Annotated in this window: 13 protein-coding genes; 6 read left to right on the plus strand and 7 right to left on the minus strand. The window is 60.7% G+C overall.

The window, feature by feature from the left end; all coding sequences use genetic code 11:
- Positions 1-19 precede the first annotated feature (19 nt).
- Entirely contained in the window at positions 20-328 is a 309-nt protein-coding gene (locus tag VY732_RS17840; protein ID WP_331691344.1) for an antibiotic biosynthesis monooxygenase family protein, read from the plus strand.
- A 137-nt stretch (positions 329-465) separates the two neighbouring features.
- On the opposite strand, the gene VY732_RS17845 is transcribed toward VY732_RS17840, so the two are convergent.
- The 3 genes from VY732_RS17845 to VY732_RS17855 all read right to left on the minus strand — a co-directional run bounded on the left by VY732_RS17845 (position 466) and on the right by VY732_RS17855 (position 4,099).
- Positions 466-1,053, minus strand: a complete 588-nt coding sequence (locus VY732_RS17845; protein ID WP_331691345.1) for a LysE family translocator — start codon at positions 1,051-1,053, stop codon at positions 466-468.
- Positions 1,054-1,250: 197 nt separating this feature from the next.
- Positions 1,251-3,488, minus strand: coding sequence for an ATP-binding protein (locus tag VY732_RS17850; RefSeq protein WP_331691346.1), 2,238 nt, complete (start codon positions 3,486-3,488; stop codon positions 1,251-1,253).
- Entirely contained in the window at positions 3,485-4,099 is a 615-nt protein-coding gene (locus VY732_RS17855) for a biliverdin-producing heme oxygenase (protein ID WP_331691347.1), read from the minus strand. The genes VY732_RS17850 and VY732_RS17855 overlap by 4 nt, the downstream gene beginning before the upstream one ends.
- A 276-nt stretch (positions 4,100-4,375) precedes the next feature.
- On the opposite strand from VY732_RS17855, the gene VY732_RS17860 reads away from it, so the two are divergent.
- Positions 4,376-4,996 (plus strand): LysE family translocator, encoded by a 621-nt coding sequence (locus VY732_RS17860; protein WP_331691348.1) that lies wholly within the window; start codon positions 4,376-4,378, stop codon positions 4,994-4,996.
- Here the strand turns inward: VY732_RS17860 and VY732_RS17865 are convergent.
- Positions 4,993-5,406 (minus strand): VOC family protein, encoded by a 414-nt coding sequence (locus VY732_RS17865; protein WP_077572340.1) that lies wholly within the window; start codon positions 5,404-5,406, stop codon positions 4,993-4,995. The two genes, VY732_RS17860 and VY732_RS17865, sit on opposite strands and share 4 nt — an antisense overlap.
- A 210-nt stretch (positions 5,407-5,616) precedes the next feature.
- Between VY732_RS17865 and VY732_RS17870 the strand changes: the two genes are divergently transcribed.
- Genes VY732_RS17870 through VY732_RS17880 form a run of 3 tightly spaced genes read left to right on the plus strand, consistent with a single transcriptional unit; the run spans position 5,617 to position 8,160 of the window.
- On the plus strand, positions 5,617-6,699 hold the full coding sequence (locus VY732_RS17870; protein ID WP_331691349.1) for a bifunctional transcriptional activator/DNA repair enzyme AdaA: 1,083 nt from the start codon (positions 5,617-5,619) through the stop codon (positions 6,697-6,699).
- A 32-nt stretch (positions 6,700-6,731) separates the two neighbouring features.
- The gene (locus VY732_RS17875) at positions 6,732-7,529 is read left to right on the plus strand and encodes an isocitrate lyase/PEP mutase family protein (RefSeq protein ID WP_331691350.1); all 798 of its coding nucleotides are present in this window, start codon (positions 6,732-6,734) and stop codon (positions 7,527-7,529) included.
- A gap of 1 nt (position 7,530) precedes the next feature.
- Positions 7,531-8,160 (plus strand): DNA-3-methyladenine glycosylase family protein, encoded by a 630-nt coding sequence (locus VY732_RS17880; protein WP_331691351.1) that lies wholly within the window; start codon positions 7,531-7,533, stop codon positions 8,158-8,160.
- A 583-nt stretch (positions 8,161-8,743) separates the two neighbouring features.
- Here the strand turns inward: VY732_RS17880 and VY732_RS17885 are convergent.
- The 3 genes from VY732_RS17885 to VY732_RS17895 form a co-directional block, all read right to left on the minus strand.
- Positions 8,744-9,841 carry an extracellular solute-binding protein gene (locus VY732_RS17885; RefSeq protein WP_331691352.1) on the minus strand — a complete coding sequence of 366 codons (1,098 nt, stop codon included), beginning with the start codon at positions 9,839-9,841 and terminating at the stop codon, positions 8,744-8,746.
- 2 nt (positions 9,842-9,843) lie between these two features.
- The gene (gene aguA, locus VY732_RS17890; RefSeq protein ID WP_331691353.1) at positions 9,844-10,959 is read right to left on the minus strand and encodes an agmatine deiminase; all 1,116 of its coding nucleotides are present in this window, start codon (positions 10,957-10,959) and stop codon (positions 9,844-9,846) included.
- Positions 10,960-11,063: 104 nt separating this feature from the next.
- Complete coding sequence (locus VY732_RS17895; protein ID WP_123594299.1) at positions 11,064-11,948, minus strand: LysR substrate-binding domain-containing protein; 885 nt, start codon at positions 11,946-11,948, stop codon at positions 11,064-11,066.
- Between the two features lie 395 nt (positions 11,949-12,343).
- Between VY732_RS17895 and VY732_RS17900 the strand changes: the two genes are divergently transcribed.
- The gene (locus tag VY732_RS17900) at positions 12,344-12,859 is read left to right on the plus strand and encodes an HvfX family Cu-binding RiPP maturation protein (protein ID WP_331691354.1); all 516 of its coding nucleotides are present in this window, start codon (positions 12,344-12,346) and stop codon (positions 12,857-12,859) included.

Genomic DNA, 12,859 nt, shown 5'->3' on the forward strand with positions numbered 1-12,859 from the left:
TCAGTGCAAGGAGAACACCATGATTTATGAGATCGCTTTACTGCCCGTTCACAAAGAACAAACTGCGGCGTTTCGGCGTGCGTTTGCCGAGGTCGAGCCGTTGCTCAAACGCGCCAAGGGTTACGGCGGCCACATGCTCGCGCAAGGCATCGAAACGCCTGAGGTGTTCAATCTGATTGTGCGCTGGCAGTCCCTTGAGGATCACACGCCGGGGTTTGAAGCGAGTGGGGACCACCGGCTGTTCATGCTGGGCCTGGAGGAGTATTTTTCGGACGAGCCGAAGGTTTATCACATTGAGGGAGGCGCTTTTCAGCAGCCGTTCAACTAGCTCCGGAAAGTGACGAACAATCTCTCGGCTACCCGCGATCCATTGTAGGAGTGAGCCTGCTCGCGATAGCGGCGTATCAGTCGACATCTATATTGACTGATACGCCGCTATCGCGAGCAGGCTCACTCCTACAGGGTTTACGGTAACAGCAGGTATATCGCACTGACGGCCAACAATGCTGCCATCACCCGATTGAACCAACGCATCCCCGCCGCATTACTCAAATACCCACGCAAAAACGTCCCGGCATACGCCCAGCAGCCCACCGACAGATAACAGATCACCAGATACACCGCCGCAAACTGCCAGACCAGCCGCGCCTCGCCATCAGCGACAAACGCGCCCATGCCCGCGACACACGCCAGCCAGGCTTTCGGGTTGAGCCATTGCATCACCGCGCCATACAGCATCGACGGCGCCCGCCCGGAATCCCCGGCACTCAGCTGCCCGTCATCCATGGCCAGCTTCCACGCCATGAACAACAGAAATGCCACGCCCGCCAGTTGCACCACGCGGGTCATGAACGGCCAGAATTTCAGCACTTCATGCAAACCCAGGCCCATCAACACCAGTAACAGCACAAACCCCAACGTGGCCCCGGCAACATGCCGCTGACTGGCGCGAAAACCGAACTGCGCCCCGGAGCTCAACGCGACAATGTTCACCGGTCCCGGCGTGATCGACGCCGCCAACGCAAACGCCGCCATGGAAACAATCAGACTCATCGCACACCTGCTTCAAATCGAGGAACAAGGTGCACACCCTAGCCAGCGCCCGTTCCCCGGTATTGAAGAAAATGCCCCTGACGACACAAATCCCCTGTGGGAGCGAGCCTGCTCGCGAAAGCGGTGGATCATTCAATGCTGCATTGACAGAACAATCCCATTCGCGAGCAGGCTCGCTCCCACATGAAAATCGACGCTCAGTCCAAACGTGGCACGGTGAAGCGGAATTCGCTGCCCTGCCCCGGTTCGCTCTCGGCGAAGATCCGCCCGCCGTGGGCTTCGACGATGCCTTGGGTGATGTACAAACCAAGGCCGGTGCCGGTCGGGTTGCCTTCTTTCACTGTCCAGTAACGGTCGAACACGTGCGGCAGATGCTCCTTGGGAATGCCTTCGCCGCTATCGCGAACAGTGAAGACGATGTCATTGCCGACGGAGGTGGCATGCACACCCACCCTGCCCAGGCGCGGGGTGAATTTGATCGCGTTGCCGACCAGATTCGACAGCACCTGAAACAGCCGCTCCGGGTCGGCGTGAATGCGCAGGTCAGGATCGGCGTCGAAGGAAATGCTGATGTCCTTGTCCAGCGCCAGCGGCGCGAGCAGCGCCTGCGCTTCCTCGAACATCTGCCCGACGTCAAGTTTCTGCGGGGTGATGGAGTAGCGTCCGGCATCGATTTTCGAGGTATCGAGCAAGTCCTCCAGCAGCGTATTCATGCGTCCGGCAGCCTGTTGCATGGTGTCGATCGCCGTGGAAATGCGCCGCGATGTGTGCGGGCCGTCCGAGCTGAAGGCCTTCTGCATCATGCCGCAAAGCATCGAAATCACCGTCATCGGGTTGCGCAGATCGTGCGACACCACCGCCACCAGCTCATCGCGGGCGCGCACCGCTTCCTGCTCGCGGCGCACTTGCCGCGCCAGATCATTTTCCAGTGCCGAACGCCGTAGATCGTTGGCGGCGAACAGATCACCGTGGCTCCACTTGGTGGAGATCCCGGCCATCTCGACCTTCCAGATTTCAAACGAGGTGCGCGGGCGCAAACGCAGGCCGGCGTCGGAGTTTTCCAGGTCCAGCGGCTTGCGCGGATCGCCGCTCCAATTGATGTTTTCCTTGACCTCGGGGCGAAACCAGAACACGCCGTTATCCACCGGTTTCGGCAGGCTCATGGCGAGCACGCCGCTGGCCACCTGCTGATACTGCGCGGCCGGCGGGTAGACGCTGGCCAGGTGATGACTGGCAAACACCGCTTCGCCGCTGTCCTGCAGCCACTTGTGCAACGCGCGGATTTCTTCCGGCTCCGGGCAATTGCCGTAGCGGTGCAGCTGCTTGTCTTCGATGATTGCAATACCGCCGGCATTGGTCAGCGCCATCAAGGTCTGCGGCTGGTTGGCCAGACCGTCGAAGACGTTCTGCGGCGAGTCGATCATCGCTTGATTGAGTAACGCCAAGGCCTCGACTTTCTCTTCACGCTGGCGGCTGATTTCCAGTGCTTCCATGGCGCTGATCTGTAGCGACAGTACCTGGCCGATGGTCTGGCACGCCGCGCGCAATTCGTGCGGCACGTGCAGTGGCTGGCGATTGCCGCAACTGATCAGGCCCCAGAGCTTGTCGCCCTTGAGCAGGGAAATGCTCATCGACGACAGCACGCCCATGTTCTTCATGTACTGACAATGGATCGGCGAAACGCTGCGCAGCGTGGCAAAACTCAGATCCAGCGGCGTGTCAGTGTCCGGGCGCAGCTTTGGCAGCAGCGGCACCGGTTGGTAGTCGGCATTGGGGATGATCCGCAGCCAGTTAGTGCGATACAGCTCGCGCGCCTGTTCGGGAATATCCGATGCCGGGAAAAACAGGCCATTGAACACTTCCATCGACGGGTCGGAGGCTTCGGCGATGACCTGACCGTGGCCCTCCTCCTCGAAACGATAGATCAGCACCCGATCGTAACCGGTCACGGCCTGGATTTCCTTGACGCTGATGTCGTACAGCGCCTGCAACGTGGTGGCCGCTTGCAGACGCTGGAGCATGCGCCCCAGATGCGTCTGGTTGCCGGCGACGTTGCGTGGCTGGAAGTTCTCGACGTGGATTTCCAGCTCCAGAATGAGCACGCCCTGATGCCGATGCAGCAGACCCTCGAACGCGGTGCCGTTGAGCTTGAAGCGCAGCGGCTGCAAGTCGGACAGCGACGGTTGCAGCAAGGCTTCGCGCACTTGCGCCGCTTCGTCATCGCCGATCAGGCTTTCCAGCGGCTGGCCGATCAGGCTTTGCGGCTCCCGGGCCAGCAGGGTTTCGACGTTGGCGCTGACCTGAATGATCGCCAGTTCAGGCTCGCTCAGGGTCAACAGCAAACCGTGGGGCTGGATCGCACCGGGGAAACGAATCGGCTCGTCGGCACAGTTGGCCAGCAGTTCTTCAAAGTCTTGTTTGTCTTGCGGGTTCATGCCAGTACCTCCCGGCTTTCGAGCCAGTGCTCGAAACAGCTGAATGTGGTTTGTGCTGCCGTGACGACAGCGGCGCGCTCGGCGGCGCTCATTGGCCGACTACCGAGGTATTCAATGAAGTCGCGCCAGCGCCGGCCCGTGGCGGCGCCGTAGATATCGAGAAAGGCCGCGCCGTTATTGGCTTCCAGGCCTAATCGTGAAGAGATTTCCCGGCGCAGAATCTGCCCGCCGAGCGTTGCACCCTCGAGGACGTAGAGCACGCCAAGGCAGGCAGCGCTTGAGTCGATGATCGGCAATTGCTCGCACTGCGGCAGGCCTTGCAACGCTTCGGCAGATACGCCAAGCGCCTGCAAATCGGTGAATAGTGTTTGTGCTTTAAGACGGGGCACCAGATCAAAATCGGCCGGGACTGCATTGCTCTGTTGCAGCGCGTTTTCCAGCGGTGAATAGAAGCCGTGATAGGCCTGCATCAACCGCACAAAAGCCTGGGTATCGAGGGTATGGGAGAAAAAAGGAAGGCGTTTTTCCAGCGCGATGTGCAGCTCGGCAGTGCCGGCCCGCAGATCTTGCAGCACCGGTGGCACATAAACTTCACGGGCCTTTGCTTGCATGTAGATCGCTCTTGGTGGGGCCGCCTGGGGCCAAACGGGGGTGGGTACAACGTCGGCGAAATCTTACACGGCTATCGCCGTTTCTGACCGGATGGATAGTTTTTTCTGACGAAACCATCACCCTATGACTGATACAGAGTGAAGGCATCTGCAAAAAGTTCGACCGCGATGCCCAACAGCGCCGGGCGCTGTACCGCGACAGCGCTGCGTGACTGTATGGGTCTGGGCGCGTGGGGGCTGTGATAAAAATATCGTTCTCGTTACTGGAGTGCCGTCATGGATCTCGCCACCCTCACCCTGTTTCTCCCAGCCTGCTTCGCCCTGAACATGGCCCCCGGGCCGAACAATCTGCTGTCGGTCAGCAACGCCACGCGTTATGGCTTTCGCCGCGCCTGCACGGCGGGTATCGGGCGGATTCTGGCGTTCGCCGGGATGATTGCGCTGGCAGGCGCGGGTCTGTCGGTGGTGTTGCAGACGTCGGAATGGCTGTTCCATGCGATCAAGATCATTGGCGCGGCGTATCTGTTGTATCTGGCCTGGCAGTTGTGGCGGGCCAATCCGGAGGCCGAGCAGCAGGTAACGGGCGCGACCGTTGGTTTCTTTGCGTTGGCGCGGCAGGAGTTTCTGGTGGCGGCGGGCAATCCGAAGGCGATCCTGTTGTTTACCGCGTTTCTGCCGCAGTTCGTCGACCCGACGCGCCCGATGCCGGCGCAATTTGCCGTACTGGGCGTGCTGTTTCTGTTGCTGGAGTGGATCGCCATCAGCGCCTACGCGTGGATGGGCCTGCACATGCGCCGCTGGTTCGCCGAGCCGCGCGGCAAGCGGATATTCAATCGTTGCTGCGCGGGTTTGCTGTCGGCAGCGGCTTCGGCGCTGTTGATGGCCAAACGCGCTTAAGCATCCGACGGGCCTTTGAGTTCGACCTGATTGCCATCCGGGTCGAAGCAGTACAGCGACAGGCCTTTGCCCTCGGCGCCGAAGCGCGACTCGGCTTTTGCCACACTCAGGCCGAAAGTTTGCAGGTGTGCAATCAGCGCCGCTTCGTCGAACGGTTCGATGCGCAGGCAAAAGTGATCGACGTTACGCCGCTCGGCCCCGGCCGCCCCGCCGCCCTTGCGACCGAGTTCACCTTGCAGGTCGACGAGGTCGATCATCGAAGTGCCGGCGCGCAGGTGGATCAGGCCCAGCGGTTCGTTGCGTTTGACCACTTCGGCGCCGAAGACCTGGTTGTAGAAGTCGATGCTGCGTTGCAGATCGGCGACGCGCAGGACGATGTGATCGATATATTGAATGGAAAACGGATGCATCGGGCACACCTCAACGAACGGTAGGAGCTGCCGATAGCGGCGATCTGGGATTTTGGGACGCGGAGCGTCCCGGGCTGCATTCCCACGCAGAGCGTGGGAACGATCAAGATCGCAGCCTGCGGCAGCTCCTACACGGTAGTTCAGGGGATTTGAAAATTCACTGTCGATTTTTCGGTGGAGCCATCGACAAACTGGTTTTACTCTCAGCCCATGAACATACAAACCGCTGTCCTGCCGCCCCACGCCGAAATGGTTCGCGCCATGCTCGAACGCGACACTGCCTACGAAGGCGTGTTCTTCACGGCCGTGAAAACCACCGGGATCTTCTGCCGCCCCAGCTGCACGGCGCGCAAACCGAAACCGGAGAACGTCGAGTTCTTCGCCCATGCTGACGAATGCATGTCTGCCGGCTATCGCGCCTGCCTGCGTTGCAAGCCGCTGGACGCCGCGGCCATCGCGCCGGACTGGGTGCAGCGTTTGCTTAAAGCCGTGGAGGCCGATTCCGAGGTGCGCTGGAGCGATGCGCAGTTGCTCGCCGAAGGCATCGAGCCGCTGAAGCTGCGGCGCTGGTTCAAGCAGCATTTCGGCATGACCTTCCACGCATGGTTGCGCACGCGCCGGCTGGGCATGGCGCTGGGCGGGATCAAGCAAGGCACCTCGATTGATCACGCCGCGTTTGATTCGGGTTATGAGTCGCTCAGCGGCTTTCGTGATGCCTTCCAGAAGTCCTTCCACATCACCCCGGGCCGCGCCGAACAGAGTGAACCGCTGCTGTTCTCCCGGCTGACCACCCCGCTGGGGCCGATGATCGCCATGGCCGAACGCCGTGGACTGGTGTTACTGGAGTTTCTCGATCGCCCGGCGCTGACCCGCGAAGTCGAGGAGCTGCAAAATCGCTATGGCTACGCAGTCGCGCCGGGGCACAACGCGCATTTGCAGCAGATCGAGCAGCAACTGGTGCAGTATTTCGCCGGCAAGCTGAACACCTTTACTGTGCCGTTGCACTTGCCCGGCAGCGAGTTTGCCCGGCAGGTCTGGTCAGCGTTACTGCAAATCCCCTACGGCCACACCAGCACTTACGGGGCCATCGCCGCCGGTTTGGGCAAACCCGGCGCCAGTCGCGCGGTCGGACTGGCCAACGGCCACAATCGGCTGTCGATCGTGGTGCCCTGCCATCGGGTGATCGGCGCGGATGGCTCGCTGACCGGCTATGGTGGTGGGCAGCCGCGCAAGGCGTTTCTGCTGCGGCTGGAAAACGCCGCCGTGCAACTCACCCAACAACTGGCATTCTGACCCACCGAATCAACTGACAAGAAGGATTTTTGATGAACGCGCTCGCTACGCAGTTTCACCAGTTGCACCAGCAAGGCCTGTTGATTCTGACCAACGTCGCCGATGCCACCGGTGCGCGACTGGTCGAGCACCTGGGCGGTAAAGCCGTGGCCACCAGCAGCGCCGCGGTGGCCTGGGCCCACGGTTATCCGGACGGCAACACCCTGCCCCTCGAACGTCTGGTGTCGACGGTGGAATCGATCGCCCGGGTGATCAGCATTCCGTTGACCGTGGATGTCGAGGCCGGCTATTCCGATGACCTCGGGCGCGTGGCAGAAGTGCTCGATGCGGTGATCGCAGCGGGTGCCGTGGGGATCAATATCGAGGACGGTTCTGCCGATCCGGAGCTGCTCGCGCGCAAGATCGAAGTGGCGCGACAGGTTGCCAACAAACGCAATGTGCAGCTGTTCATCAATGCGCGCACCGATGTCTATCTGAAAAGCCTTGTTCCGGCCGAGGATCGCGTCGCCGAAACCCTGCACCGCGCGGCGCTCTATCAAGCGGCCGGAGCGGATGGATTGTTCGCGGCGGGCGTGACGTCGGCCTATGAAATCGAGGCCATCTGCAAGGGCTCTGCGCTGCCGGTCAACGTGCTTGGCTTTGCTTGCCTGCCTTCACCGGAAGAACTGCAAACGCTGGGCGTGCGCCGCTTGAGCGCAGGTTCCGGCATCGCCGAATTTCTCTATGGCGCGATGGGCGGGCTGGTGAAAAGCTTTCTGGCCAGCGGCAAACTCGACACCCATGACCTCAAGGCGTTCAGCTACGGCGAAGTCAACGGTTTGCTGAAATAACATGCCTGATGCCTATCAAGCGGCCAGCGCCTTTCTGGCCGCGCTTGATGCGGACTGGCAGCGACATATCGCAGCGGTCGGCCCGTGCCTGCATCAACCGCATCCGTCGCGTGATCCGTACGAGTCGCTGGTGCGGGCGATTGCTTATCAGCAACTGCATGCCAAGGCTGGCGATGCGATTGTCGGGCGGTTGGTGGGGCTGTTTCCTGGGCAGTCGTTTCCGCGGCCCGAGGAGATCCTTGCGACGGATTTCGAGCGAATGCGCAGTTGCGGGTTTTCGGCGGGCAAGATTGCGACGATTCAGGGGATTGCTCAGGCGACGCTGGATGGCGTGGTACCGGATTACGCCACGGCGCTGGCGATGGATGACGAGGCGTTGATCGAACGTTTGGTCGGTTTGCGCGGGGTCGGTCGCTGGACGGTGGAGATGTTGCTGATCTACAGCCTGGAGCGCATGGATATTCTGCCGGCCGATGACTTTGGTGTGCGCGAGGGTTATCGGCGGTTGAAGGGGTTGGAGGTGCAGCCGACACGCAGGCAGATGGTTGAGATCGGGTTGGGGTGGCGGCCGTATCGGACGGTGGCGGCCTGGTATTTGTGGCGGGTGCCTAAACTGCTGCCCTCACCCTAGCCCTCTCCCAGAGGTAGAGGGGACTGATTGGGGGAGATTGGAGATTTACGCCGACGTGAAATAGCGTCTGTGAATCCATGATCGCCAAGACTTCTCAATCCCATAATCGACTGCCCTCACCCTAGCCCTCTCCCAGAGGTAGAGGGGACTGATTGGGGGAGATTGGAGATTTACGTCGACTTGAAATAGCGTCTGTGAATCCATGATTGCCAAGACTTTTCAAACCCATAATCGACCGCCCTCACCCTAACCCTCTCCCCGAGGGAGAGGGGGCTGATTGGGGGAGATTGGAGATTTACGTCGACCTGAAATAGCGCCTTTGAATCCATGAACGCCAAGACTTTTCAAACCCATAATCTACCGCCCTCACCCTAGCCCTCCCGAAACGTCGGACCGCCCGTAGGTAGAGGGACTGATTGGGGGATATTGGAGATTTGCGCCGACTTGAAATAGCGTCTGTGAATCCATGATTGCCAAGACTTAAATCCATAATCGACTCGGTTTTTCAGGTCGATGTTTAACGCAAGACGCCTCGGTCGGCTCCCTCTCCCTCTGGGAGAGGGCTGGGGTGAGGGTCGGCTTTTCACAACCCGGACTTCAATCGGCTGAACGCCCGAATCAAAGCCCGATTGAACGCCTTGCCATTGTCATTCTTGCTGTACAGCGTGGCCCTGACGTCGGCCGAGGGATACGTCCCCGGATCATTACGAATCGCTGCATCGACCAAACCATCCGCCGCCGTGATCGCATTGGCGTAATGAATGGTGTCAGTAATCGGCGCAATCACCTGCGGCGTCATCAAATAATCCATCAGCGCCAACCCGGCCTGGGGATGCGGCGCGTCCTTGGGCACGACCATGGCATCGAACCAGATCAACGTGCCCTCTTTCGGAATCCGGTAACTCAACTTGAACGGCTTCTTCGCCGCTTCCGCCTGCCCCGCCGCGATCGCCACATTACCGTTCCACGACATCGCCACGCACGTATTACCGTTGGCCAGATCGCTGATGTTCAGGTCGTTGTCGAAGTAACGAATGTACGGCCGGATCTTCGCCAGTTGCTGTTCAGCAAGCTTCAAGTCATCAAGGTTCTGCCGATTGATGTCCAGCCCCATGTACTTCATGACAGCGGCGAATACTTCGTTGGGATCGTTGAGCAGACTCACTCCGCAATCGGCGAATTTCGCCACCACCGCCGGATCGAACAACATCGCCCAACTGTCCGTCGGCGCATCCGGCAAACGCTGCTTGATCGCCTCTTCCTGATAGCCGACGCCAGTGGTGCCCCAAGCGTAAATCCCCGCGTAGCGATTGCCCGGATCGAACACCGCCATGTGTTGGCGAAACTCCTCGCCAACCCCGGCAAAGTGTGGCACCCGGGCCTTGTCCAGCGGCTGGATCGCGCCGCTTTCGATGGCCCGCGACAGATGCTGGCCGGCGGTCAGCACCAGGTCGTAGCCACTGCGCCCGGTAAGTAGTTTGGTCTCGACGGTTTCCAGTGAATCGAAGTGATCGGCAACCACATGAATGCCGGTTTGCGCCTCGAAATTCTTCAGCGTATCCGGCGCCAGATACTCGCCCCAGATGTACAGATTAACTACCGGTTTCGCGCTGTCGGCGGCCTGCACACACAAGGGTGCAAGCACCAGCAATAACGCTTGAGTCAGTTTGTGCAGGCGCATGGTCAGGCTCCTTTTTTCAGGCCGGCGTATTGCGGCATGGTGATGCACGCGACGTTGCCGCCGCCGAGGAGGATTTCCCGGGAGTTTTCGATGCCGACGATCTTGTGCTGCGGGAACAGTTCGGCCAACGTCGCCATGGCAACCTTGTCATTGCGATCACCAAACAACGGCACCACGATCGAACTATTACCGGCGTAGTAGTTGATGTACGACGCGCAGATTTTCGTGCCGGCCTGACGGGTGTGGGTGCTGTCCTGCTGATCGAGGCCGTCGGCTTCTTCGGCGGTCCATTCCAGCACATCCGGTTGCGGCAGTTTGTGCACGATCAGCTCGCGCCCTCGGCTGTCGCGGGTGCTGCGCAGGATGTCGTAGGCCTCTTGGTAAATCTCCCACTGCGGATCGTCGCGGTTTTCGGTCCATTGCAGCACCACTTCACCGGGACGGACGAAACAGGCGAGGTCATCGACATGGCCATCGGTTTCGTCGAACTTGCAGCCGCGTGGCAGCCAGATCACTTGCTCGGCACCGAGGTAATCGGTCAGGCGTCGGGTAACTTCGTCCTTGCCCAGATGCTGGTTGCGATTGCGGTTGAGCAGACACTGTTCGGTGGTGAGGATGCTGCCCTGGCCGTCGCTCTGGATGCCGCCCAGCTCGGCAATCAGTGGTACGCGGTAGCGGTCGAAACGCTCGATTTCGAGGATCTTGCTGGCGATCTGGTCGTCCTTGTCCCACGGGTAATAAAGGCCCCCGTCGAGCCCGCCATAAGCATTGAATTCGAAGTCGACGCCACGCACTTCGCCGCTCTGATCGTTGACCACAAAGCATGGGCCGCTATCGCGGAACCAGGTGTCGTTGCAGGTCATCTCGACCACGCGCACTTGCGGCGGCAACTGCCGACGCGCCGTGGCGAATTGCGCGGCGGACGCACACACGGTGACCGGTTCGCTGTGGGAGATGGCGGTGACGATCTGCACCCAGACTTTCTGCGCCGGTTTCGCGCCGTTGCGCCAGACATCGGTGCGTTCCGGCCAGCCCAGCCAGCAGCCGGACTTGGCTTCAAATTCGCCGGGCAGACGGAAGCCGTCGTGTTTGGGGGTGGAGTCGAGCAAACGTGCCATGGTCAAACCTCGTCTTCGCGATGGGATTGGAATGACCACAGGCTAAGGGCGCAGGCCGCATACCCGCCAACGAGGAATATTGCGGAACAGTTGAATTCAACTCATCAATCGACCAGTTGATCGTTGAACCATTCGAGCATCTGCGCCACCGCCGGGCGCTCCAGCCGCAGCCGTTCGCAGACCAGTGCGTATTGGCCGAGGGCGGTCATGCTCGAGGCGAAGGGCCGCACCAGCCGGCCACTTTGCAGATCTTCCTGCGCGGTGAGGTTGTCGCCCATCGCCACGCCCTGCCCTTGCGCCGCCGCTTCCAGCGCCAGACCGGCGTGGGCGAAATACAGCTGACGCTGCGGGCGCAGATCACCGGCGTGACTGGTCAGCCATGCGGTCCAGGTCTTGCCGTCCTGATCGTCGTGCAGCAGGCAGTGGCGAGCCAGATCCTTGGGTGTTTTCAAGGTGCCCTGGTTGAACAGGCCGGGGCTGCACACCGGGAAAAACTGCAGAGCGGGCAACGGGCGGACGAAGTAGGCGCTGCTGTCCACCGGACCGGTGCCGTAGGTGATCGCCAGATCGATGTCTTCGCCGGGCGCTGTGGCGTCGATCGGTTGTTCATAGAGGTGCAAGGTGATGTGCGGATAACGCGCGTAGAAATCGGTGAGTCGACTCATCAGCCACTTCTGCGCGAGTTCGGCGGTGACGGCCAGCCTGAGCACTGCCAGTGACGATGGATCGCGCAGCTCATCGCAGGCCTCGCCGATCAGTTCGAAGGCCTGTTGCAGGCTTTGCATCAAGCGGCCGGCGGCGATGGTCGGGCGGATTTGCCGACCTTCGCGGATGAACAGTGAGACGCCGAGTTGTTCTTCGAGCTGGCGGATCTGATGGCTGACGGCGCTGTCGGTGACACAGAGTTCGGCGGCTGCACGGCCGAAATGCGCGTGGCGGGCGGCGCATTCGAAGGTGCGCAGAGCGGCCAGTGAGGGAAGTCTTCGCATGGAGGTGGTCCGTTTTTTTGGCCATGCTGACTGCGCTTTGGGGGCGCGTCCAGCCTTGTCACCCTCACCCCAGCCCTCTCCCGGAGGGAGAGGGAGCCGACCGAGGTGTCTGGCGGATACATCGACCTGAAAGACTGAGTCGATTATGGATTCAGAAGAAAACTCTCACGTCGGCGTACCTCTTCAATATCCCACGGTCAGTCCCCTCTCCCTCTGGGCGGTCCGACGTTTCGGGAGGGTTAGGGTGAGGGGCTTTTGACTGTATCGCACTGTATACCCCGAAGCCGCAGACACACCAAAAGCACAATCTGCCACCCCGCCGACACATCCCCGATACACCCCGACGCTGAAATACCCCGGTCGATCCAACTTGCCCAACCCACCGGAGCTGCATCATGACCACCACCCTTTCCACCACCGTCAAACACCTGCACCAGAACCTCGATCGCGCTGGCACCTGGCTCGCCCCGCTGACCCTGCGCCTGTTCATCACCTGGGAATTCTTCGAGTCCGGACTGGAGAAATTCAACGGGCAGAATTGGTTTGAAGACATCCAGGACAAATTCCCCTTCCCCTTCGACCACCTACCGGCAACGCTGAACTGGGAGCTGTCGATGTGGGCCGAACTGATCTGCGCGCTGGCGATTCTGGTCGGCTTCGGCACGCGTATTTCGGCGATCTCGCTGATCGTAGTGACCGTAGTCGCCACCGCTGCCGTGCACTGGCCGGCCGACTGGTCGTCATTGAGCGAGTTGGCGCAGGGTTATGCGATCACCAACAAAGGCTTCGGCAACTTCAAGCTGCCGGCGATTTACCTGGCCGCGCTGCTGCCGCTGGTGTTCGCCGGGGCGGGCAAATTGAGTGTCGATGCGTGGCTGGCGCGGGTGTTCTGGAACAGAAGCACCCGCTAA

It is taken from the genome of Pseudomonas sp. ZY71 (genome assembly GCF_036542145.1).
Lineage (GTDB): Bacteria > Pseudomonadota > Gammaproteobacteria > Pseudomonadales > Pseudomonadaceae > Aquipseudomonas > Aquipseudomonas koreensis_A.

What these genes read in the sequence shown, in the direction of transcription:
- VY732_RS17840 (WP_331691344.1), top strand. Translation starts at nt 20, where the DNA reads ATGATTTATGAGATCGCTTTACTGCCCGTTCACAAAGAACAAACTGCG.
- VY732_RS17845 (WP_331691345.1), bottom strand. Translation starts at nt 1,053, where the DNA reads ATGAGTCTGATTGTTTCCATGGCGGCGTTTGCGTTGGCGGCGTCGATC.
- VY732_RS17850 (WP_331691346.1), bottom strand. Translation starts at nt 3,488, where the DNA reads ATGAACCCGCAAGACAAACAAGACTTTGAAGAACTGCTGGCCAACTGT.
- VY732_RS17855 (WP_331691347.1), bottom strand. Translation starts at nt 4,099, where the DNA reads ATGCAAGCAAAGGCCCGTGAAGTTTATGTGCCACCGGTGCTGCAAGAT.
- VY732_RS17860 (WP_331691348.1), top strand. Translation starts at nt 4,376, where the DNA reads ATGGATCTCGCCACCCTCACCCTGTTTCTCCCAGCCTGCTTCGCCCTG.
- VY732_RS17865 (WP_077572340.1), bottom strand. Translation starts at nt 5,406, where the DNA reads ATGCATCCGTTTTCCATTCAATATATCGATCACATCGTCCTGCGCGTC.
- VY732_RS17870 (WP_331691349.1), top strand. Translation starts at nt 5,617, where the DNA reads ATGAACATACAAACCGCTGTCCTGCCGCCCCACGCCGAAATGGTTCGC.
- VY732_RS17875 (WP_331691350.1), top strand. Translation starts at nt 6,732, where the DNA reads ATGAACGCGCTCGCTACGCAGTTTCACCAGTTGCACCAGCAAGGCCTG.
- VY732_RS17880 (WP_331691351.1), top strand. Translation starts at nt 7,531, where the DNA reads ATGCCTGATGCCTATCAAGCGGCCAGCGCCTTTCTGGCCGCGCTTGAT.
- VY732_RS17885 (WP_331691352.1), bottom strand. Translation starts at nt 9,841, where the DNA reads ATGCGCCTGCACAAACTGACTCAAGCGTTATTGCTGGTGCTTGCACCC.
- aguA (WP_331691353.1), bottom strand. Translation starts at nt 10,959, where the DNA reads ATGGCACGTTTGCTCGACTCCACCCCCAAACACGACGGCTTCCGTCTG.
- VY732_RS17895 (WP_123594299.1), bottom strand. Translation starts at nt 11,948, where the DNA reads ATGCGAAGACTTCCCTCACTGGCCGCTCTGCGCACCTTCGAATGCGCC.
- VY732_RS17900 (WP_331691354.1), top strand. Translation starts at nt 12,344, where the DNA reads ATGACCACCACCCTTTCCACCACCGTCAAACACCTGCACCAGAACCTC.